Annotated in this window: 18 protein-coding genes; 11 read left to right on the top strand and 7 right to left on the bottom strand. The window is 67.4% G+C overall.

Features of this window, described 5'->3' with window-relative positions:
- Nucleotides 1-22 precede the first annotated feature (22 nt).
- The 4 genes from FHR19_RS11095 to FHR19_RS11080 all read left to right on the top strand — a co-directional run bounded on the left by FHR19_RS11095 (nt 23) and on the right by FHR19_RS11080 (nt 3,304).
- Nucleotides 23-274, top strand: coding sequence for a hypothetical protein (locus FHR19_RS11095; protein WP_184028239.1), 252 nt, complete (start codon nt 23-25; stop codon nt 272-274).
- Between the two features lie 79 nt (nt 275-353).
- Entirely contained in the window at nt 354-1,655 is a 1,302-nt protein-coding gene (locus FHR19_RS11090; protein ID WP_184028237.1) for an aspartyl/asparaginyl beta-hydroxylase domain-containing protein, read from the top strand.
- Nucleotides 1,656-1,729: 74 nt separating this feature from the next.
- Nucleotides 1,730-2,893 (top strand): hypothetical protein, encoded by a 1,164-nt coding sequence (locus tag FHR19_RS11085; protein WP_184028235.1) that lies wholly within the window; start codon nt 1,730-1,732, stop codon nt 2,891-2,893.
- Nucleotides 2,894-2,932: 39 nt separating this feature from the next.
- On the top strand, nt 2,933-3,304 hold the full coding sequence (locus FHR19_RS11080) for a tRNA-binding protein (protein ID WP_184028233.1): 372 nt from the start codon (nt 2,933-2,935) through the stop codon (nt 3,302-3,304).
- 3 nt (nt 3,305-3,307) lie between these two features.
- On the opposite strand, the gene ubiG is transcribed toward FHR19_RS11080, so the two are convergent.
- Nucleotides 3,308-4,033, bottom strand: coding sequence for a bifunctional 2-polyprenyl-6-hydroxyphenol methylase/3-demethylubiquinol 3-O-methyltransferase UbiG (ubiG, locus tag FHR19_RS11075; RefSeq protein WP_184028231.1), 726 nt, complete (start codon nt 4,031-4,033; stop codon nt 3,308-3,310).
- A 52-nt stretch (nt 4,034-4,085) separates the two neighbouring features.
- On the opposite strand from ubiG, the gene FHR19_RS11070 reads away from it, so the two are divergent.
- The gene (locus FHR19_RS11070; protein ID WP_184028229.1) at nt 4,086-5,345 is read left to right on the top strand and encodes an aspartate kinase; all 1,260 of its coding nucleotides are present in this window, start codon (nt 4,086-4,088) and stop codon (nt 5,343-5,345) included.
- Here the strand turns inward: FHR19_RS11070 and FHR19_RS11065 are convergent.
- The gene (locus FHR19_RS11065) at nt 5,342-5,947 is read right to left on the bottom strand and encodes a DedA family protein (protein ID WP_184028227.1); all 606 of its coding nucleotides are present in this window, start codon (nt 5,945-5,947) and stop codon (nt 5,342-5,344) included. The genes FHR19_RS11070 and FHR19_RS11065 overlap by 4 nt on opposite strands.
- A gap of 91 nt (nt 5,948-6,038) precedes the next feature.
- Here FHR19_RS11065 and coxB point away from each other — a divergent pair, with 91 nt between their 5' ends.
- Genes coxB through FHR19_RS11040 form a run of 5 tightly spaced genes read left to right on the top strand, consistent with a single transcriptional unit; the run spans nt 6,039 to nt 11,527 of the window.
- Nucleotides 6,039-7,004 carry a cytochrome c oxidase subunit II gene (gene coxB, locus FHR19_RS11060; RefSeq protein ID WP_184028225.1) on the top strand — a complete coding sequence of 322 codons (966 nt, stop codon included), beginning with the start codon at nt 6,039-6,041 and terminating at the stop codon, nt 7,002-7,004.
- A complete protein-coding gene (gene ctaD / locus FHR19_RS11055; protein ID WP_184028222.1) occupies nt 7,001-9,526 on the top strand; it encodes a cytochrome c oxidase subunit I in 2,526 nt (841 codons plus the stop codon). Before coxB ends, ctaD begins: the two co-directional genes overlap by 4 nt.
- A complete protein-coding gene (locus FHR19_RS11050) occupies nt 9,523-9,903 on the top strand; it encodes a hypothetical protein (protein ID WP_184028220.1) in 381 nt (126 codons plus the stop codon). Before ctaD ends, FHR19_RS11050 begins: the two co-directional genes overlap by 4 nt.
- Nucleotides 9,900-10,493, top strand: a complete 594-nt coding sequence (locus tag FHR19_RS11045; RefSeq protein WP_184028217.1) for a cytochrome c oxidase assembly protein — start codon at nt 9,900-9,902, stop codon at nt 10,491-10,493. Before FHR19_RS11050 ends, FHR19_RS11045 begins: the two co-directional genes overlap by 4 nt.
- Nucleotides 10,490-11,527, top strand: a complete 1,038-nt coding sequence (locus FHR19_RS11040) for a c-type cytochrome (RefSeq protein ID WP_184028215.1) — start codon at nt 10,490-10,492, stop codon at nt 11,525-11,527. Before FHR19_RS11045 ends, FHR19_RS11040 begins: the two co-directional genes overlap by 4 nt.
- Nucleotides 11,528-11,546: 19 nt before the next feature.
- On the opposite strand, the gene FHR19_RS11035 is transcribed toward FHR19_RS11040, so the two are convergent.
- The 4 genes from FHR19_RS11035 to FHR19_RS11020 form a co-directional block, all read right to left on the bottom strand.
- Complete coding sequence (locus FHR19_RS11035) at nt 11,547-13,832, bottom strand: FdhF/YdeP family oxidoreductase (RefSeq protein WP_184028213.1); 2,286 nt, start codon at nt 13,830-13,832, stop codon at nt 11,547-11,549.
- Nucleotides 13,833-13,886: 54 nt separating this feature from the next.
- Entirely contained in the window at nt 13,887-14,738 is an 852-nt protein-coding gene (locus tag FHR19_RS11030; RefSeq protein ID WP_246359499.1) for an oxygenase MpaB family protein, read from the bottom strand.
- 97 nt (nt 14,739-14,835) lie between these two features.
- Nucleotides 14,836-15,114 carry an SWIB/MDM2 domain-containing protein gene (locus FHR19_RS11025; protein WP_184028211.1) on the bottom strand — a complete coding sequence of 93 codons (279 nt, stop codon included), beginning with the start codon at nt 15,112-15,114 and terminating at the stop codon, nt 14,836-14,838.
- A 157-nt stretch (nt 15,115-15,271) separates the two neighbouring features.
- Nucleotides 15,272-17,944, bottom strand: a complete 2,673-nt coding sequence (locus tag FHR19_RS11020) for a TonB-dependent receptor (RefSeq protein WP_246359470.1) — start codon at nt 17,942-17,944, stop codon at nt 15,272-15,274.
- 218 nt (nt 17,945-18,162) lie between these two features.
- Here FHR19_RS11020 and folE point away from each other — a divergent pair, with 218 nt between their 5' ends.
- Nucleotides 18,163-18,786 carry a GTP cyclohydrolase I FolE gene (gene folE / locus FHR19_RS11015; RefSeq protein ID WP_184028209.1) on the top strand — a complete coding sequence of 208 codons (624 nt, stop codon included), beginning with the start codon at nt 18,163-18,165 and terminating at the stop codon, nt 18,784-18,786.
- Between the two features lie 399 nt (nt 18,787-19,185).
- On the opposite strand, the gene leuA is transcribed toward folE, so the two are convergent.
- Nucleotides 19,186-20,853 carry a 2-isopropylmalate synthase gene (leuA, locus tag FHR19_RS11010; RefSeq protein ID WP_184028207.1) on the bottom strand — a complete coding sequence of 556 codons (1,668 nt, stop codon included), beginning with the start codon at nt 20,851-20,853 and terminating at the stop codon, nt 19,186-19,188.
- Nucleotides 20,854-20,930 lie beyond the last annotated feature (77 nt).

The raw sequence follows: 20,930 nt of genomic DNA, 5'->3' as shown, positions 1-20,930 counted from the left end.
TAGTGCTTGGGAGGCAGGGATAATGCGTGGTTTGAAGACGATGGCGGCGCTCGCCGCGTTGGGGATGGGGACGGCCGCGATCGCGCAGACCCCGGCGGCGCAGCCCGACCCGGAGAAGAAGATCTGCCGCAAGACGCTGGAGACCGGCTCGCTGGTCAAGAAGAAGCGGCAATGCTTCACCCGTACCGAATGGGCGCGGATTGCCGAGGCGGCGCGCACGAACCTGCAATATATTCAGGACAACCAGATGGGACGCCCCGCCGGCGGTCCTTGACGGAAGCGCTGCTCGACGCCTTGTCCACCAATACTTTGGGGTGGTTGTCGGCCGGCCTGCCGTCGCTAACCTCAGTTAGATGGACGGGGCAGCGGCGGCGATTGCGCAACAACTTCAACAGGCTCGCGGGACGCTGAGCCGCGGCGACGTGGCCGGCGCCGTGCGCGAGTTCGAGGCGGTGCTCGCACGCTCGCCCGAGGAGCCGCTGGCGCTCAACGCGCTCGGCATGATCGCGCTCGAGAGCGACCGGGCGGGCGAGGCCGAGTCGCTGTTCGAGCGCGCGGCGCGCAGCGATGCGAACGCGCCCGAATTGTGGATGAACGTCGCTACCGCCCGACGCCGCCTCGGCCGCGACGATGGGGAGCGCGATGCGCTGCGCCGGGCGCTCGACCTCAACCCGCACCATCTGGGCGCCAGCATCCGGCTCGCGGAGCTGCACGAGCGGCGGGGCGAGGCGCCGCTCGCCATGTTGCGCTGGTCGCAGGTGCTGGAGGTGTCGCGCGGCATCACCGACCCGGCGCCTGCGTTTCAGCGCGTGCTGGACCATGCGCGTGAATATGTCGCGAGCGAGGGCGGGCGGCTCGCCAGTTCGATCGAGAGCGGGATCGCCAGCCTTCGCGATCCGCTAGACCGGCGGGACCGTCGCCGGTTCGATGCCTGTATCGATCGCATGTTCGGCCGCCGTCAGATCTATCAGAACGAGTGCCATGGGCTGCACTTCCCGTTCCTGCCCGCCGACGAGTTCTTCGACCGCCAGCACTTCCCCTGGATGCCCGCGCTGGAGGCACAGGCGCCCGCGATCCGCGAGGAGGCGGCGGCGCTTTTGCGGGACGGGGTGGAGGGGGTCGAGCCCTATGTCTCGATGGAGCGCGGGGCGCCGCAGAGCAAATGGTCGCCGCTCGACCGGTCGATGGACTGGAGCGCGTTTCACCTGTGGCGGTTCGGCGTGCGCGACGATGCGCATTGCCGCCGCTGTCCCGCGACCGTCGCCGCGCTCGAGGCGATCGTGCCGCTGGCCCAGATGGGGCGGCGGACGCCCAACGTGTTCTTCTCGATCCTGCGCCCGCATACGCGCCTGCCCGCGCATACCGGGGTCAGCAATGCGCGGGCGATCATCCACCTGCCGCTGATCGTGCCCCCCGGCTGCGGCTTCCGGGTCGGCGGCGAGACGCGCGAATGGCGGGAGGGGGAGGCCTTCGCCTTTGACGACACGATCGAGCATGAGGCGTGGAACGACAGCGATCAGCCGCGCGTGATTCTGATCCTCGACGTCTGGAACCCGCACCTGACGGAGATCGAGCGGACGCTGCTGACGCGCTATTTTGACGTTGCCGATGCCAGCGGGTTCGACCCCGCTGCGGTGGCAGCGGTCGCCGATTGAGGCGGCTTGCAAGCGGCATTTCGGCGATTTAGCCCTGTCTTTGCCGCAACGGGCGGCAAAGGGGGAAGTCGCCGTTGTTCGCTTCGCTTGCCGCGCTCGCGCTTGTCGCGGGCCAATCCACGCCTGCGCCCAAGCCGCCGGAGGACACGCCCGAGGAAATCGCCGCCGATGCCGCGCGCGACCTGAAGGACAGCCGCTTCTACAATCGGCCGGGGGCGACGCGCGCCGATTACGATGCGGCGTGGCAGGCGTGCCGGCTGATCGCGCGCGGATCGCGCACCCCCACGGGCAGCGTGCCGATGTTCTACAACCCGGCGATGATCTCGCCCGTCGCTGCGGGCCTTGCGGGCGGGATCGGCGGGCTGATCGGCGGCGCGATAGCGCAGGGGCAGCAGCGGCGGGAGAACCGGCGCGAGTGCCTGATGGCGCGCGGCTGGCGGCTGGTCGAGGTAAGCGATGCCGAGGCGGCTCGGGTCGGCACGATGAGCGACGCCGACCGCAGCGCCTATTTCAACGGCATCGTCGGTGCGACCGAGGTGCAGGGCAAGACTACGGTCTGGCACAACGGGTTCGCCGAACCGGCGCCCTATGACCTGCGCAAACCGGTGGCGATCGCCGCGCCCGGCGGGCTGGTAACGGGCAAGAAAGTCGATCCGAAGGTCCCCGTCACGCTGGAGCCCGGCGCGGCGGCGATCCTGATCGGGTTTCGCCGGCCCGACGACGAAAGCGCGGGCAAGTCCGCCTCGGTCGCGATCGCGCGTTACGACGCGGCGGGAAGCGACCTTGCCTATCGCCCGCGCGACTGGAAGAAGACCGGCGACAAGACCAGCTACGGCCTTACCGTGAAGAGCGCGGACAAGAAGCTGCCGCTCGAATATCACCTGATCCGTGTGACGCCGGGCGATTATGTCGTCGCGGGGGCGGCGCCGGGGGCGGTTGCGATCACCAACAGCTTCTGCCTCGGCGCGCCGCGTTTCTCGGTCGCGGCGGGGGAGGTCGCCTATCTCGGCGAGTTCGCGCCCTATACGACGACGGCGATGCCCGGCGGCGAGCGTGGCCCGGCGATGGCGTGGTCGCGAAACGAGGGCGATGCGCGCGCGACGCTGGCGGCGCTCCAGCCGGCACTCGTCCCGGCGATGAAGGCGGCGCAGCTGACCAATGGCGCGACCTATGCCTGTTCGGCGATGCAGATGACGATGTACCGCGTGCCCGACGGGACGGACACCGCGGCGCGTTGAGGGTGACGGCCGGCGGGGGCGTGGGGTAGGGGGGCTGCCATGCACCTGAACCACGACCCCGCCGCCCCGCCCGCGCCGACGATCGGCTTCGACGATTTCCTGGCGGTCGATATCCGCGTCGGGACGATCGTCGCCGCCGAACCCTTTCCCGAGGCGCGAAAGCCGGCGTTCAAGCTGACGATCGACTTCGGCCCGACGATCGGCACCAAGCGGTCGTCGGCACAGATCACCGAGCATTACGCGATCGAGGATCTTGTCGGGCGACAGGTGGCCGCGGTTGTCAACTTTCCGCCGCGCCAGATCGGCCCGATGATGTCGGAGGTGCTGACGCTCGGGTTTCCTGATGCCGAGGGGCGCGTCGTGCTGGCCGCGCCGTCCAAGCCGGTGCCGAACGGCGGCCGGCTCTTCTGACCGTCAGTCGGCGCGCGCGCTCAGGAGATAGTTGAGCTTGCGATCTTCGCCGAGCGTGAACCCGCGCGCGGGGGAGAAGGCGAGGCCGGTCACGTCGGTGACGGTGAGGCCCGCCGCCTGAAGATGCGCGGTCAGTTCATCGGGCGTGAGGAACTTGTCCCAGTCGTGCGTGCCGCGCGGGATCATGCCGGTCATTTCGGCGACCCCGACCAGCGCCAGCTTCGACAAGGGCGTGCGGTTGGGCGTCGACATAAGGAGCAGGCCGCCCGGCGCCAGCGCGGCGGCGAGGCCCGCGACGAAGCTGGCGGGGTCAGTCACGTGCTCGACTACCTCCATCGCGGTGACGAGATCGTAGCGTCCACCCTCAAGCCCCTCCAATTCGCCGGCGAGATACCGAATGGCGAGCCCGGCTTCCTCGGCATGGGCCGCGGCGACGGCGGCGTTCTCGGGCGCGGCGTCGATGCCCGTCACCGCGGCGCCCATCCGCGCCAGCGGCTCGGTCAGCAGTCCCGCGCCGCAGCCGACGTCGAGCGCGGTCTTGCCCTCAAGAGGCTTGAAGCTGGCCGAATCGCCGTCCCAATGGCGGTCGATCGCTTCACGGAGATAGCGCAGGCGCACGGGGTTCAGCCGGTGGAGCATTGCCGAGCTGCCGCGCGGGTCCCACCATTCCGCGGCCATCCTGCCGAAATGCGCTGCCTCGCCGGGGTCGATCGTCGTTGCCTTTGCCATGCGCTCCCCCTATCAGCCGCCCCCAGCGGACCCAAGGGGGGATTAGGGCACCATGGCGCGCATCGTGATGAAGTTCGGCGGTACCTCGATGGCAGGCATCGAGCGCATCCGGACCGTCGCGAAGCTGGTGAAGCGCGAGTGGGAAGCGGGCAACCAGATCGCCGTCGTCGTTTCCGCCATGGCCGGCGATACCGACCGGCTCGTTGGCTTCTGCCGCGAGGCCTCGTCGCTTTACGATCCGCGCGAATATGACGTGGTGGTCTCGTCGGGCGAGCAGGTGACGAGCGGCCTGCTCGCGATCGCGCTGCAGGCGGCGGGCGTGCCGGCGCGAAGCTGGCTCGGCTGGCAGTTGCCGATCAGGACCAGCGACGTCCACGCCTCCGCCCGGATCGAGGATATCGATACGACCGAGCTCGACCGCAGCCTGGCGGCGGGCGAGATCGCGGTGATCCCCGGTTTCCAGGGCGCGACCGAGGGCAATCGCGTGACGACGCTGGGGCGCGGTGGCTCCGACACCTCCGCGGTCGCGATGGCGGCGGCGATGAAGGCCGATCGCTGCGACATCTATACCGACGTGGACGGCGTCTATACGACCGACCCGCGCATCGTGCCGCGCGCGCGCAAGCTGCAGAAGGTCACGTACGAGGAAATGCTCGAGCTCGCGAGCGTCGGGGCCAAGGTGCTCCAGACGCGCTCGGTCGGGCTGGCCATGAAGGAAGGGGTGCGCGTGCAGGTCCTCTCGTCCTTCGTGGGAGAGGACGGTGTGGTGCGCCCCGGCACGCTGATCGTGGGCGAGGAGGAGATCGACGATATGGAACGCCAGCTCATCACCGGCATCGCGCACGACAAGAACGAGGCGAAGGTGACGCTCGTCGAGGTGCCCGACCGCCCCGGCGCGGTCGCGGCGATCTTCGGCCCGCTGGCGGCCGGCGGCATCAACGTCGACATGATCGTCCAGAACATCGCCCATGCGACGGGTTCGACCGACGTGACGTTCACAGTGCCCAAGGCGGATCTTGCGCGTGCGATCGACCTGCTTGAAAAGGCGCGGGGCGAGATCGGCTATACCAAGCTCATCCACGATACGCGGATCGCCAAGATCACTGTCGTCGGCGTCGGTATGCGCAGCCATGCGGGCGTCGCGGCGACGATGTTCGCGACGCTTGGCGCGCGCGGCATCAACATCCTCGCGATCACGACCAGCGAGATCAAGGTGAGCGTGTTGATCGAGGAGGACTATACCGAGCTCGCGGTGCGCGTCCTCCACACCGCGTACGGGCTGGACGCGGCGGAAGAGCCCGAGGCGGCCTAAGCTGTTTCGCCGCGTCTGAACGTGGCGACGCGATATACATAGTATAGTGCGATCCCGGCCATGATCGCGGTGCTGACCGGCCCCATCCAGCGCTCGACGCTGTCGAACTTCGCGCCGAGGACGTAGCCCGCGGTCCCGAGCGCTGCGGTCCATGCGCCCGCACCGAGCGTGGTGAGCAGCACGAAGGGCAGGGGCTTCATGCCGAACAGCCCCGCGGGGATCGAGATCAACGTGCGGATGCCCGGGACGAGGTGGCCGACCGGCACCGCCCAGCGGCTGTGGCGGTCGAACCAGTCGTCGATGCGGTCGATCTCGCGCGGATGCAGCGTGATCCAGCGGCCGTAGCGGTTCGCCAGATGCTTCAGCCGCTCCTCGCCCAGCCATCGGGCGACGGAATACCAGAACAGCGCGCCCAATACGGTCCCCGCCGTCCCCGCGACGACCACGCCGACGATGCTCAGTTCGCCGCGGCTGGCGGTGAAGCCCGCCATCGGCATGATGACTTCCGAGGGCAGCGGCGGGAACAGGTTTTCGAGGAACATCAAGAGCATGATTCCGAGATAGCCGGTGCTTTCGATCAGGTTGGTGATCCAGTCGGTCATGCCGTCTCCGTTCCGAGCCTCAGAAACGAGGGAACCGTTCAGCGACTGAAGGTTTCCGTCGTCGGGGCCAATAAAGGGGGACGACGGGCGAATGCGGCGAATAGGGGCGAGTCTGGCCGCGTCAGCGCTGCTATCTGCATGTAATCGCCACCAATCCGCGCTCGCGACGTTCGGCGCAGAGGCCACGAACATCCGTACGATCACGATCGCGCTCGTCGTCGGTGCGGCGGTCATCGCCGCGATCATGATCGGTGTCTATTGGCGGGCCGTGCGCGCGCCCGAGGGTCAACTGACGCACAAGCAGGGGATGCGCCTGGTCCTCTGGCTCGGCGGGATCGGGCCGGCGATCGTCCTCACCGTCATCCTGATCTTCGCGCTGCCCGCCATGCGCCCGCGCGTGACCGGGGCGGGCGACCTCACCATCCATGTCGAAGGCGAGCAGTTCTGGTGGCGGGTCGGTTACGAGCGGCCGGGCGGCGGCGTACTCGTCTCCGCCAACGAGGTGCGCGTGCCGGTGGGGCGCACGGTCGCGTTCGAGCTGACCGGGCGGGACGTGATCCACAGCTTCTGGATTCCCGGTCTCGCCGGCAAGATGGACATGATCCCCGGCCGCACCAACAGCCTTGTCGTCCGCGCGGACAAGGCGGGGCGCTATCGAGGCGTCTGCACCGAGTTCTGCGGATTGAGCCACGCGCTGATGGCGTTCGACGTGGTCGCGATGGAGCCGGCCGCCTTCGATGCGTGGCTCGCCGGTCAGGCACGGCCCGCCGCCGGGGCGGGGCAGGGCGAGGGCGAGCGGCTGTTCGCGGCCAATGGCTGCGGCGGGTGCCACGCGATCCGCGGGACCGAGCACAATTCGCGCATCGGCCCCGACCTCAGCCGCTATGGCGAGCGGTTGACGTTGGGTGCTGGCATCCTGCCGCCCACCGTCGAGCGCACCGCCCAATTCATTCGTGCACCGCAGGAGGCCAAGCCCGGCGTCCGCATGCCCGCTTATCCGCAATTGTCGAACCAAGAGGCCCGCGCCATTGCCGTCTATCTGAAGGGCCTGAAATGAGCCTCCACGCGCAGGACGATCCCGAGCTTCGCGCCGCACAGGAAGCAAGGCTCCGCGAGGTATGGAAGCCGCCATCGGGTCTGTTCCTTCGCTGGACCGACACCAACAATGACCGGGTGGGCGTCTGGTATACGCTGACCGCGTTCGGGTTCATGCTGTTCGCCGGCGTGCTGGCGATGATCATGCGTACGCAGCTCGCCGTGCCCGACAACGACCTCGTCAGCGCAAACACGTTTAATCAGCTGTTCACGCTGCACGGCTCGATGATGATGTTCCTGTTCGCCGTGCCGATGTTCGAGGCGGTGTCGATCATCCTGTTGCCGCAGCTTTTGGGCGCCCGCGACCTGCCGTTCCCCCGGTTGTCGGCGTTCGGATATTGGTCGTTCCTGCTGGGCGGCGTGTTCGTCGCGGGGTCGATCTTCTTCAACGAGGCGCCCGATGGCGGCTGGTTCATGTATCCGCCGCTTACCACGCGCACCGACCTGTCGGGGCTGGGTGCCGATATCTGGATGCTGGGTCTGAGCTTCATCGAGGTGTCGTCGGTCGCGGCGGCGGTCGAGTTGATCGTCGGCGTGCTGAAGTGCCGGCCACCGGGGATGCGGCTCAACCTGATGCCGCTCTATGCGTGGTACATCCTCGTCGTGGCGGTGATGATCCTGTTCGCCTTCCCGCCGCTGATCGCGGGCGACCTGCTGTTCGAGATGGAGCGGCTGCTCAACTGGCCGTTCTTCGATGCCTCGCGCGGGGGCGATCCGCTGCTGTGGCAGCACCTGTTCTGGATCTTCGGCCACCCGGAGGTCTACATCATCTTCCTCCCCTCGATCGCGCTGTTCGCGATGCTGGTGCCGACCTTCGCCAAGCGGCACCTGCTGGGCTATCCGTGGATCGTGCTGGCGGCGGTGGGGACCGCGTTTTTGAGCTTCGGCCTGTGGGTCCACCACATGTTCACCACGGGGCTGCCCAAGATCAGCCTCGCCTTCTTCTCTGCCGCATCGGAGGCGGTGGTGATCCCTACCGGCGTGCAGATCTTCGTGTTCATCGCGACGCTGTGGGCGGGCCGCGTCACCTGGTCGACGCCGCTCCTCTATGCGACGGGAAGCCTCGCGATCTTCGTCATCGGCGGTCTCACAGGCGTGATGGTCGCGGTCGCGCCGTTCGACTGGCAGGCGCACGATACTTATTTCGTTGTCGCGCATCTGCACTACGTGCTGATCGGCGGCACGCTGATGCCGCTGTTCGCGGGCCTCTATTACTACTGGCCGCTCATCACCGGAAAGAAGCTGTCCGACCGCCTGGGCCGCATCGCGTTCTGGATGCTGTTCGCGGGTGCCAACATCACCTTCTTCCCGATGCACTTTTCGGGGCTGGAGGGGATGCCGCGACGCGTGTTCACCTATCCGGCGGAGCTGGGTATCGGCGGGCTGAACCTCGTGTCGACGCTCGGTGCCTATCTGTTCGCCGCGGGCGTGGCGGTCGTCTGCCTCGACCTCGCGCTGTCGCCGCGGCGCAAGACGGGTGCGCGCAATCCATGGGGGGCGGGGACGCTCGAATGGCTGGAGGATCCGGCCGACGACGCGCATTGGGGCGTCCGCTGCGTGCCGCTGATTTCAAGCCGCTACCCAATCTGGGACCAGAAGGACTTCGTAAAAAAGGTCGATGAGGGCCGCTTCTTCCTGCCCGATGCGGAAGAGGGGCGGCGCGAGACGATCATCACCTCGGTACTCGATGCGCGGCCGGTGTCGGTGATCCGGCTGGGCACGCCCAGCTTCAAGCCGATGCTGACCGCGATCGCGCTGGGCGGGGTGTTCATCCTGACCACTTTCCACCTCTATTGGGCGGCGCTCGCCTGTGCCTTCGCGACGCTGTTCATGGTCCTGCTGTGGCTGTGGACCGGCACCGCGGAAATCCCGGAAAAGGAATGCAAGCCGATCGGCCACGGGATCAAGCTGCCGCTCTACGTCTCGGGGGCAAAGGCGCCGGGGTGGTGGGCGATGTTCATCACGATGATGGCGGATGCGACGGCGTTCTCGGGCCTCGTCTTCGGCTATTTCTTCTTCTGGACGCGGCATCCCGATTTCCCCCCCGCCGACATGGCCGCGGCACCGGGGGCGTTCTGGCCGATGGTGGCGCTGGCGGTGGCGCTTGTCAGTTGGACACTGACGGTAGCGGCGCGGCAGCTCAACGCGGCGGGGTCGGTAGGCGCCGCCCGCATGGCGCTGGCGGCCGGCGCGGCGTTCAGCGCGTACGGCGTCTATGCGGGGCTCGCCGGGCCGTGGCTGTCGGGCATGGACCCGGAAGCGCACGTCTACCCGGCGATCGTCTGGACGCTGGCGATCTGGACCGCGGCGCATTCGGGCGTCGCGATCATCATGCAGGGCTATACGCTGGCGCGCAGTATCGCCGGGCGGATGACGCCGAAATACGACGCTGACGTGCGCAACATCACCGTCTACATGCACTTCTTCGCGCTGACCGCGATCGTCACCTACGCGACGATCGGCCTTTTTCCGGGGGTGTCGTGAAGCGCGGGCTGCCCGGTTGGGCCTTGCGCCTGCGCGTCACCTTGTGGACGCTGATCGTGCCGCCGACGACCTGGGCGGCGCACTTCCTGTTCGCGTACCTCTGGGCGGCGATCAATTGCGCCAAGGTCGGTCAGTTCGCGACGTTTCCGTGGCTGTTCGTCGGGGGTACCGTCGCGGCGCTGCTCGTCATCCTCGCGTCGGGCTGGATCGCGTGGCACCAGTCGCGCGTGCCGGGCGATGCACCGCCGCATGAGGAATCGACCGATGTCGACCGGCTGCGCTTCCTCGCCAAGTCGACGCTGCTCCTGTCCGGCCTCAGTTTCGTCGCGGTGATCTTCACGGCGTTGCCGGTCGTCTTCATCGGGGATTGCCGGTGAGGCGGGGGATGCTCGGCCTGGGTGCGGCGACGCTGCCGTTCGGCTGGTGGCTCGCCGCGAGCGGGCTCGGCATGACGGGGCACATGGCGGGCCACATGCTGGCGGTTGCGGTCGCCGCGCCTCTGATCGCCGCGGGGCTTTCGGGCACCCGCGCCGATCCTGTGCGACGCTGGCCGCGGCTGGTCACACCGATGGGGTCGATGCTGGCGGAGCTCGTCATCGTCTGGGCTTGGCATCTGCCCGCCGCACGCGAATGGGCCGCAGTGTCGCGCGGCGCGATGGTGCTGGAGCAGGCGATGTATCTGGGCGCCGGCTTCGCGCTCTGGAGCGCCGCGTTCGCCGCGGGCAACCGTGCGAGCGGGATCGGTGCGTTGCTTCTGACGTCGATGCACATGACGCTTCTCGGCGCGCTAATCGGCCTGGCGCCGCGGCCGCTCTATCAGGACATGACGATGCACCACGGGCTCGATCCGCTCGCCGACCAGCAACTGGGCGGTGTGGTGATGCTGATGATCGGCGCGGCCAGCTATATGGCGGGCGGCCTCGCGCTGCTCGCCCGGCTGCTGATGGGCCGAGAGGCGCGAGCATGACGATCCGCATCACCTGGAAGCGGGTCGTCCTGGCGCTGCTGGCGATCTTCGCCGCCGGCATGGCATTCGCCTGGTCGGGGCTGTTCCAGATCGCCGCCTCGTCGGGGCACTGGAAGGTGACCGAATGGTTCCTGCACTGGGTCATGCGCAATTCGGTCAAGACCTACAGCGCGTTCCAGACGCCGGAGCGCGTCCGCGACGACAGCGGCCTCGTCAGCGCCGCCGGCCATTTCAAACAGGCTTGCGCGAGCTGTCACGGTGCCCCTGGCGTCCGACCGAACCCCGTGATGCAAAAGGCAATGCCGCCCGCGCCCAGCCTGTCGGTCAATGCCAAGCAATGGACCGACCGCCAGATCTTCTGGATCCTGGAACACGGCGTCAAATATTCGGGCATGCCCGCCTGGGGCGCGGAGGGGCGGCCCGACGAGATCCGGCGGATGGTGGCTTTCGTGCGCCGCCTGCCGACGATGACTCCGGCGCAGTACCGCGCGCTGACCGAGGTTCGGCGCGTCACGCCGGTCGCGGCATTGCGGCCCGGCCTGATCGAAAGCTGTGCCGGGTGTCATGGCACCAATGGCCTCGGGCGCGGGCCGGACGTGCCGGTGCTTGCCGGGCAAAAGGCCGCGTATCTGGAGGGGGCGCTTCGCCGCTATGCCGCCGGCCACCGGGCGAGCGCGGTAATGCAGGTCGCAGCCGCCGCGCTGACGCCCGCCGAGATGCGCGCGCTCGCTGGGCATTACGCGGCGATGCCGGGGCTGCGCGACGTAGCGCTGCCGGCGACGCATCCGCTGCTGATCGCCGGGCGGCGTGACGATCAGTTGCCTGCCTGTTCGAGCTGCCATGCGCCGGGCAAGTCGTATCCGCTGATCGCCGGGCAGAAGGCGACCTATGTTGCCGATCGCCTGACGAACTGGCGCGGGGACGAAAAGATCGTCGATGCGCGCAAGCCGCACGCGACAATGCCGGTGATCGCACGTCGCATTCCCGAGGAACAGATCGACCCGCTCGCAAAGGCATTGGCGTCGGCGCGCTGACCGCGCCGACGCCCATCCGTCAGGCGACGATCCGTACCGGCACCGACTTGGCCGCGAGGACGTGGCTGACCTCGGCATTGTGGTCGAGGGGGATCAGCACGTTCGCCTCGGGGTAGTAGGCGCCCAGGCATCCGCGCGGAATGTCGTAGGGCGTGACGAGCAGGTTATCGAGCCGCCGCTCCACCCCGTCGCCATAGTCGGTCGCCAGCGCCACGCGCTGTCCCTCGGCCAGCCCCTGTGCCGCCATGTCCTCCTTGTTCATCATCAGCACCTCGCGCGTGCCTTTGATCCCGCGGAAGCGGTCGTGATAGCCGTAGACGGTGGTGTTGAACTGGTCGTTCGAGCGGAGCGTCATCAGCCGGAACAGTCCCTCGGCATCGTCGAAACCGGTGGCGTTGAGCGTGGTCGGCACGAAGAATTCGGCCTTGCCGCTCTCCGTCTGCCAGACGCGCTCCGCCGCCTTGTTGCCCTTCCAGAAGCCGCCCGGTTGCCACATGCGCTTGTTGAAGTCCTTGAACTTCTCCGGATAGGTTCGCTCGATCGCGTCGCGGACGAGCGAATAGTCGGCCACCCACGCATCCCAGTCGACCGCCGGATTGGGCGGCAGCAGCCGCTTGGCGATTGCACCGACGATATAAGGCTCCGACTTCAGATGCTCGCTGGCCGGATCGACGCGGCCGTAGGACCCGTGGATGCAGCTGGTCGAATCCTCGACGCTGACGGACTGCGGGCCGGTCGCCTGTTCGTCCCGCTCGATCCGGCCGAGACAGGGCAGGAGGTACGTCACCTCGCCGGGGAACAGATGGTTGCGGTTGAGCTTGGTCGCGATCTGTACCGACAGGCGCAGCTTGTGCCACGCCGCCTCGATCGGGCCGGTGTCCGCAACCGCGCGGATGAAGTTGCCGCCCAGGCCGATGAATGCGCGCACCGATCCGTCCATGATCCCGTGGCACGTCTCGACCGTATCCAGCCCCTTTTCGGTCGGCGGGTCGAAGCCGTAGAGTTCCTTGAGCTTCTCGACCGGCGCGAGTTCGGTCTTTTCGGTAATGCCGACCGTCCGCTGCCCCTGCACGTTCGAATGGCCGCGGACCGGCGTCGGGCCGGCGCCGGGCTTGCCGATATTGCCGCGCAGGAGGAGGAGGTTGACGACCAAGCGGACGTTGTCGACCCCTTTCACATGCTGTGTCAGGCCCATGCCGTAGATCGCCATGACCGCCTTCGACCGGGCATAGACCTTTGCCGCTTCCTCGATCGCCCATTTGTCGAGGCCGCTTTCACGGACGATCTCGTCCCAGTCGGCAGCGCGGACCGCGTCGAGGAACGGCTCGACATCGTGGCAATGCTGGTCGAGGAACGGCCAGTCGAGCACGCGCTCGCCGTCCGACGCCTTGGCGGCATCATCCCACTCGACCAGCAGCTTGGCGATGCCGGTCATCGCGGCAATGTCGCCGCCGGCACGAAGCTGGTGATATTGCGTGGCGATCCGCGTTTCGTCGCGCATCAGCATCTCGCGCGGGTTCTGCGGATCGGTGAAGCGCTCCAGCCCACGCTCGCGCAGCGGATTGAACACGACGATCTCGCAGCCGCGCTTGCGCGCATCGCGCAGCGGATGGAGCATTCGCGGCGCGTTCGACCCGACATTCTGGCCGAAGAAGAAGATCGCGTCGGCATGCTCGAAATCCTCGAGCCGGGTCGGGCCGACCGCCTCGCCGATCGCCGCCTTCAGCCCGACCGACGTCGACTCGTGACACATGTTCGAGCTGTCGGGCAGGTTCTGATTGCCGTACATGCGCGCCATCAGCGCCCACATGTATGAAGTCTCGAGGCTTGCGCGGCCGGACGCGTAGAACACCGCCGACTTCGGATCGATCGCCTTCAGCTCGGCGGCGATATGGTCGAACGCCTCATTCCAATCGCAGGCGACATAGCGGTCGGTGGCGGGATCGTAACGCAGCGGGTGGGTGAGCCGGCCATGCTGCTCCAGCTCGTAGTCGGTCCAGCCGCGCAGGTCGGTCAGGCTATGCTCTCGGAAGAAGTCGGGCGTCGTGCGATGGCTGGTCAGCTCCCACGCCGTCGCCTTGCCGCCCTCCTCGCAGAACTCGAACGTCAGCGGCTTGTCCGACTTGGCCCAGGCGCAGCTCGTGCACTGGAAGCCGTCGGGTTTGTTCTGGCGGGCAAGCTCGGCAAGCGCGGACGGCTTCACCCGCTCGCGCGGCAGGATGTCGGCAAGGCTGCGCACCGAGCCCCAGCCACCGGCAGGCCCCTCGAACGGCTCGATCTCAGGCTTGTCGTCGTGCTGCTTCATCGGCCGTTCCTTCAATCACTTGTCCGCAGGACAACGGCCAGTCTGGCCGAAGGTTCAGGCAGTTCGCGTGCGAAATGCCCAGCGCAGTGCCCCTGCCACGGCATCGATCCCACCGGCAACAACTGGGCGTGCAATACCGGAGCGGCGAAGACCGTGCATCGCACGTGCCCAGTCTGGCAACAGGTCGATGCCTGCCTGTACCGCCAGGCGCTGGACCGGGCGTTCGGCGAGCGTGCGGGACGGTGCCTCGATCACGCGGCGGGCGACGTCGCGTGTGCGGTGGTCGACGCGCAGGGCCGGGCGCATGTCGTTAACGAAAGCCAGCATCCCCGCGCGGGTCGTCGGCACGGGATCGGCGCCGAGCGCGCGGGGAACGACCGCCGCTTCTTCGAAATATCGCTCCTGATCGGCGATGCTCATGTCCGGCTCGCCGTGCGCGATCCACGCGTCGAGGAAGCACAGCGCCTCGCATGCATGGACCCAGGCGAGGCTGGCGGGATCGTCGGCGCGATACGGCGTGCTGTCGGGCAGTGTCCCCGAAACCTTGGCATGGATGCGCCGCACCCGGTCGATCGCCGCCTCAGCGGAAGCGGCATCAGCATAGGTGGTGATGGCGATGAAACGCGCGGTGCGGCGCAGGCGGCCGAGCATGTCGGTGCGAAAGTTCGAATGGTCCCACACGCCCGCCAGCACCGCCGGATGCAGCATCTGCATCAACAGCGCGGCGATCCCGCCAACCATCATCGTCGTCACGTCGCCGTGGACGCGGGCGATCACGCTGTCGCCGGGAAACAGCGCATCGTCGCTGCGCATCACCGGCGCTTCGCCGCGCGACTGGTCGTTGAACGTCGCACGGACACGGCCGATCAGGGCGGTACGGGCGGCGTCGGCAAGGGGGCGGGGCAGGCTGGGCACGCCCCCGACATCGGGGCGGCGGGCCCCGGACGCAAGACGGCCCGGCGGTCAGGGGACCGCCGGGCCGTTCGAAGCTCGCGTGGGGCGATCAGGCCTTGAGGTGCGCGCTCAGGTGCTTGTTCATCTCGAACATGCTGGCCGACTTCTTGCCGAAGATCTTTTCGAGCTTGTCGTCGGCGAGGATTTCGCGCTTGTCCTTCGGGTTCTGAAGGTCGTGCTTCTTGATGTATTCCCAAACCTTGCTGACGACCTCGCTGCGCGGCAGCGGGCCCTTGCCGACGATCTCGGCGAGTTCGGGCGAAGGCGTCACCGGCGCCGCGATCCCGCCACGCGCTCCGCCCTTCGATGCAGTCGTTTCCTTGGCCATACGCCCCCCTTATTCACGCTACGTCCCGCGACACTGCGGTCGTCACGCCTGCGACTGTTCCGGGCTATTCACCCAAGATCAAGCGGTTTTCGACGCAGCGAGGGCGGTCAAAGCCCCCGTCGCCGCGACGTTGTTGCCCGGACGCAACAGCTTCGCCTCAGAAGCCGACGCGCGCCCGCACGCCGTAGAAGCGCGGCATACCCGGATAGCCGGCATAGGTGCCCGTCTGCTCGGGCACCGCAAAGCCGGTGATGTAGTAGAACTGGTTGGTCAGATTCTCGACGAAGGCCTCGAGGCTCTTCGACCGGTCCTCCGTCTGGACGCCGACGCGCGCTGAGATCAGCGGATAGCCCTGATTATAGAGCGCGGTGCGGCCGGTCACGGGGTTAGGCGGGCCGGACGGGATGCTGACCTCGCTGTTGTAGCGCATGTCGACATGGAACAGCGCGTTGAGGCGATCGGTGAGCTTCGGCGTCCACGTCGTCGCGATGCTGACGGTATGCTTGGGCTGGTTCTGGACCTGAAGTCCTTCCTGGCCCTGAAGCGGGGTGCCGGTGAAGTCGTTGCTGCTCGAATAGGCCGCGTCGATATAGCTGTAGCCGAGCCGCATCACGAGTTCGCGGACGGGCTGGATGATCGATTCGACCTCGACGCCCTTGCTGATCGTCTTGGGCACGTTCTGCACGACGAAGTTGTTGCCGGCGAACACAAGCGACTGAAGGTCGTAGAACTTCTGGTAGAAGCCGGCGATGTTGAACGTGAACTTGCGCGTCAGCTGAGTCTTAAGGCCGATTTCGAACGCATCGACCGTCTCGCCGCCGAAGCCAAGGTCAGAGCCCTGCGCGCCGTTGCCGCCGAGCGTGACCGAATCGAACGTCGCCTGGTCGAGGTTATAGCCGCCCGATTTGTAACCGCGGTCGTAGCTGGCATAGCCCAGCACGTCGCGGCTGAACTTGTAGGCGATCTTGGCGGTGCCGGTGACGCGGCTCTCCGAACGGTCGTCGGTGTAGTTGCCGTTGAACTCGGGGTTCACCGCCGGATTGCAGCTCAGGAGGAACAGGTTGGTGAACAGGGTCGGGCTGGCACTGCGGATCGCGTTGCGCAGCGTCACCGCGCGCGGATCGTTCGAGGAATAGAGCCCGCACGCCGCGATGTTGTTGTTGATCGAGGCGGTGAGGTCCTTCTTCTCGTAATTGTAGCGCGCACCGAGCGTCAGCGACAGCTTGTCCGTCACGTTTATGATGTTGTGCGTGAAGATCGCGAAGGCGTTGGTCTTCACCTCGAAATTGTCGTCGTTGTTGCCCTGGCCCGAGGCGTTGCCGGTCAGCGGCGTGTTGAAATAGGCAAGCAGCGCGGGGTTCGCGAGCGCGGCCTGAAGGAGCTGCGGGCTCTGGAAGAGGAGAAGCTGGCTGAACAGCGGCACCGTCCCCTGCGGGAGGGCGGGGCCACCCTGTAGCGCGACGGCGAGCTGCTGGAACGTCGGGACGGGCGAGGTGCCGAAGAACTGCGCGCGCCGGCCGATGCCGCCCTGCGCGGGCGGCGCGGCGAGCGCCCCGCCAAGCAGCGTGTCGACATAGAGGTTGGCGTCGTCGCCGACGCGCACCGTGTCGCGCAGCTTGTTCGATTCGTTAAGGTAAAAGCCTCCGATCAGCCAGTCGAGTTTGCCGCCAAACGCCGATCCCTGAAGCCGGACTTCCTGCGTGAAGTCCTTGAGCTGAGTGCGGTATCCGTCGCGATACGCGCGGTCGATGCCGGAGAAGTCGATGTCCTGATTGCGCAGCGCGCGCCACTGGCGGTACGCGGTGATCGAGGTGAACTTGGCGTCGCCGATCTCGGTATTGAGCTCGCCCGAGACGCCCCAGTCGCGCACCCGCTCCGAATAGTCGCGGTTGGGGCTGATCGCCTGGATGCGGTCCGAGGGCGCGCCGGTATAGAGGCCAACGCGGCCGCGAGCGGCGGCGATCGCCTGGATCGCCGGAGCGGTCGCGCCGCGGACCACGCTGACCGCGCCGCAGCAATTCTCGTCGGTCTCGTAATAGTCGCCGATCAGGCGGAACGTCGTCGCGCCGCCGTCGAACAGCGCCTGACCGCGCGCGTACCAGCGGTTGATGTCGTTGATCGAGCGGTCGCTGTTGGCGTCCTTGATATAGCCGTCGCGCTTGCGATAGCCGCCGTCGAGGCGCAGCGCGATCTTGTCGGAGACCGGGCCGGTCAGCCCGCCCTTGACCTCATAGGCGTTGTAGTTGCCGTAGCTGCCCTCGACATAGCCCTTGAGGTCGAACTGCGGCTGCGCGGTGAAGATGCTGAGCGCGCCGGCAGAGGTGTTGCGGCCGAACAGCGTCCCCTGCGGCCCGCGCAGGATCTCGACCCGTTCGAGCTCCGGCAGCTCGGCGACGGCAATGCCGGCGCGGGCGCGGAACACGCCGTCGATGAACACGCCGACCGCCGGCTCGAACCCTGGATTGTCGCCGCCCGTGGTGATGCCGCGGATGTAGATCGTGCTGCCCGTCGCCGACGACTGGCCGGTCGAGGTCTGGAGCGACGGCGCGAGTTGCTCCAGCCCGCGAATATCGGTGACGCCGGCATTGTCGAGCAGCTCGCTGCCGACCGCGGTGACGGCGATGGGCACGTCCTGCACCGTTTCGTTCCGGCGTGTCGCGGTGATGACGATGTCGTTGGCGGATTGGTAATCGTCGGCGTTCGTCTGGTCCACGGACGCGGCGCCGGTGGCGTCGCTGGCGGCGCGGTCGCTCGACTGGGTGGTCTGCGCCATCGCGGGCAGGGCGGGCAGCAGCGCAAGCGCAGTGGCGGCGAGCAAACGAGCCTTCATCATCATCCCCTCTTGAATCGCGACCCCCGGCTTTGGCCGATCGGTTCTTCGTCCATATTGTGGCGATAGCGTAATGCGCCGATTTCGCGCTGGTCAATGGCGCATCATGTTGTTTCCGCAGCTTTCGAGCGGTTTTCGAAAATCGGGTCCGGCCTGTGCGCCGCCGTGACCATGCTTGCCGTAGCGTTTGCGACGTCCGCCGCCTAAAGGACCGTCCCATGATTCACGAACACGACGACGCCGAAGACGGCGACCTAGTTGCCGGTCCGCCGGAAGTTGAAGTGCCCGACCATGTCGCCGAGGCGATTCGTACGCTGATCCACTGGGCCGGCGACGACCCCACGCGAGAGGGGCTGGTCGACACGCCGCGGCGCGTCGCCAAGGCGTGGCGCGAATATTGCGCGGGCTATGCCGACGATCCGGGCCATCATCTGGAACGCGTGTTCGAGGAGGTCGGTGGCTACGACGACATCGTCCTCCTTCGCGACATTCCGTTCCAGTCGCATTGCGAGCATCATATGGCGCCGATCATCGGTCGCGCACACATCGCCTATCTGCCCAAGGACCATGTCGTCGGCATCTCGAAGCTGGCGCGCGTGCTGCACGGCTTCGCCCGCCGGCTTCAGGTGCAGGAGCGGCTGACCGCAGAGGTCGCGGACTGCATCTGGAAGCACCTTCGCCCACGCGGCGTCGCGGTGGTGATCGAGGCGACGCACGGCTGCATGACGTCGCGCGGGGTGCGCACGCCCGGCGTGACGATGACGACCAGCCGGATGATGGGCGTGTTCCGCGACGACGAGCGCAGCCGCAAGGAAGTGCTGGCGCTGATTGCGAAGGGGTGAGCCTTCGATCCTCCCCTTGAAGGGGGAGGATAGCGTAGCTTGCCGCTCTAGCGGCTAGCGCAGCTTGGAGAGGGTGAGCGGCGCCTCAGCGCCGCGGGGCCCCACAGCGGGCGCGCCCCCCCACCAAAAACCACAAGGCGGGACCCCCCCCACACGAAGTATACAACCCCACCCCAGGGGGCCAAACACAACAAACAAACAAAACCCCCCCCACCCCCCGTCGGCGGGCGCCCCGCCCCGCCCCCCCCCCCCGCCCCCCGCCCCCCCCCCCCCGCCCCGCGCCCCCCCCCCCCCCCCCCGCGACCGCACAGCGGTCGCTCCCCCTCTCCAACTCCGACTAGGCGGCACGCCGCCAAGTCTCTGTATCCTCCCCCTCCGATGGGGAGGATGCTGTGCTTGCTAGCTTCTCGCCGCGTTCGCCGCAGAGAGCACCGCACGCACGCTGGCGGTGGCGACGTCCTCGTCGATGCCGATGCCCCAGTGCGTCCGCCCCTCAGCGTCGCGACATTCGACATAGGCCGCCGCGCGCGCGTCGGAGCCGGTGCCGATCGCGTGTTCGCTGTAATCCACGACCTCGAGCGCGATACCGAGGCCGCCGCCCAGCGCGTCGAGCACGCTGGAAATAAGGCCGTTGCCGCGTCCGCTGATCGACCGTGCTTCACCGCCGGCATCGACATGCCCGGCGAAGATCCGGTCGCCGTTGGCGCCGCGCGTCTCCTCATAGGCCTGAAGCGTGAAGTGCTGCTCGCCGGTCAGGCGATAGGCAGTCTCGAACGCCCCCCAGATATCGGCGGCGTCGAGTTCGCGGCTGGTGGCGTCCGCCAGCGCCTGCACGTGGCGGCTGAAATCGGCCTGAAGCCGCTTGGGCAGCTTCAGCCCCTTGTCCTGCTCGATCACCCAGGCGACGCCGCCCTTGCCCGATTGCGAGTTGACGCGGATCACCGCTTCGTAGCTGCGGCCGAGATCGGCGGGGTCGATGGGGAGGTAGGGCACCTCCCACAATTCGTCGTTGCGCGCTGCCTGTGCTGCGAAGCCCTTCTTGATCGCGTCCTGATGGCTGCCCGAAAAAGCGGTGAAGACCAGCTCGCCGGCATAAGGGTGGCGCGGGTGCACCGGGAGCGCGTTGCAATATTCGACCGTCTTGATGACCCGGTCGATGTCGGAAAAGTCGAGGCCCGGATCGACCCCTTGCGTATAGAGGTTGAGGCCCAGCGTCACGAGATCGACATTGCCCGTCCGCTCGCCATTGCCGAACAGGCAGCCTTCGACCCGGTCGGCGCCCGCCAGCAGGCCGAGTTCGGACGCAGCGACGCCGGTGCCGCGATCGTTGTGGGTGTGCAGGGACACGATCACAGCGTCGCGGTTCGGCACGTTGCGACAGAAATACTCGATCTGGTCAGCATAGATGTTTGGCGTCGCTGCCTCGACCGTCGCGGGCAGGTTGAAGATGATCGGGTCTTCGGGCGTGGGGCGCAGCACGTCCATTACCGCGGCGCAAACCTCGAGGCTGAAATCGAGTTCGGCGGTCGAGAAGGTCTCCGGGCTGTATTCGAACCGCCAGTGCGTGTCGGGGCGCTTGCCCGCCTCGTCGCGCAGCAGCTTGGCACCGGTGATCGCGATCCCGCGCACCTCGTCCCGGCTCATGCCGAAGACGATCTTGCGCCACGCGGGGCTGACGGCGTTGTAGAGGTGGACGATCGCGGTGCGCGCGCCCTCGAGGCTCTCGAAGCTCTTTTCGATGAGGTCACGGCGCGATTGCGTGAGGACCTGCACCGTCACGTCGTCGGGCACGCGGCCCGAGCGGACGAGACCCGAGATGAAGTCGAACTCGGTCGCGCCGGCCGAGGGGAAGCCGACCTCGATCTCCTTCAGCCCTACCTCGACCAGCAGGTCGAAGAAGCGGTGCTTCTTTTCGGCATCCATCGGGTCGATCAGCGCCTGATTACCGTCGCGCATGTCGGTCGACAGCCAGATCGGCGCACGCTCGATCGTCCTAGACGGCCATTGCCGGTCGGGCAGGGCGACGGGCGGGAAAGGTCGGTATTTCGAGGAAGGATCGCGCAGCATCGGTTCGTCTCTCACGCGCGCGGGCCGGGCCTGTCGCCCGTGCGCCGCCAAGGGGAAAATAAGGCCGAAGTCACCCT

Source organism: Sphingomonas yantingensis (assembly GCF_014199325.1).
Lineage (GTDB): Bacteria > Pseudomonadota > Alphaproteobacteria > Sphingomonadales > Sphingomonadaceae > Sphingomonas > Sphingomonas yantingensis.
The sequence above is the reverse complement of the archived record's forward strand: the minus strand, read 5'-3'. Positions and strand labels throughout refer to the sequence as shown.

Coding starts and splice junctions, on each gene's coding strand:
- FHR19_RS11095 (WP_184028239.1), top strand. CDS start 23: ATGCGTGGTTTGAAGACGATGGCGGCGCTCGCCGCGTTGGGGATGGGG.
- FHR19_RS11090 (WP_184028237.1), top strand. CDS start 354: ATGGACGGGGCAGCGGCGGCGATTGCGCAACAACTTCAACAGGCTCGC.
- FHR19_RS11080 (WP_184028233.1), top strand. CDS start 2,933: ATGCACCTGAACCACGACCCCGCCGCCCCGCCCGCGCCGACGATCGGC.
- ubiG (WP_184028231.1), bottom strand. CDS start 4,033: ATGGCAAAGGCAACGACGATCGACCCCGGCGAGGCAGCGCATTTCGGC.
- FHR19_RS11070 (WP_184028229.1), top strand. CDS start 4,086: ATGGCGCGCATCGTGATGAAGTTCGGCGGTACCTCGATGGCAGGCATC.
- FHR19_RS11065 (WP_184028227.1), bottom strand. CDS start 5,947: ATGACCGACTGGATCACCAACCTGATCGAAAGCACCGGCTATCTCGGA.
- coxB (WP_184028225.1), top strand. CDS start 6,039: ATGCGGCGAATAGGGGCGAGTCTGGCCGCGTCAGCGCTGCTATCTGCA.
- ctaD (WP_184028222.1), top strand. CDS start 7,001: ATGAGCCTCCACGCGCAGGACGATCCCGAGCTTCGCGCCGCACAGGAA.
- FHR19_RS11040 (WP_184028215.1), top strand. CDS start 10,490: ATGACGATCCGCATCACCTGGAAGCGGGTCGTCCTGGCGCTGCTGGCG.
- FHR19_RS11035 (WP_184028213.1), bottom strand. CDS start 13,832: ATGAAGCAGCACGACGACAAGCCTGAGATCGAGCCGTTCGAGGGGCCT.
- FHR19_RS11025 (WP_184028211.1), bottom strand. CDS start 15,114: ATGGCCAAGGAAACGACTGCATCGAAGGGCGGAGCGCGTGGCGGGATC.
- FHR19_RS11020 (WP_246359470.1), bottom strand. CDS start 17,944: ATGAAGGCTCGTTTGCTCGCCGCCACTGCGCTTGCGCTGCTGCCCGCC.
- folE (WP_184028209.1), top strand. CDS start 18,163: ATGATTCACGAACACGACGACGCCGAAGACGGCGACCTAGTTGCCGGT.
- leuA (WP_184028207.1), bottom strand. CDS start 20,853: ATGCTGCGCGATCCTTCCTCGAAATACCGACCTTTCCCGCCCGTCGCC.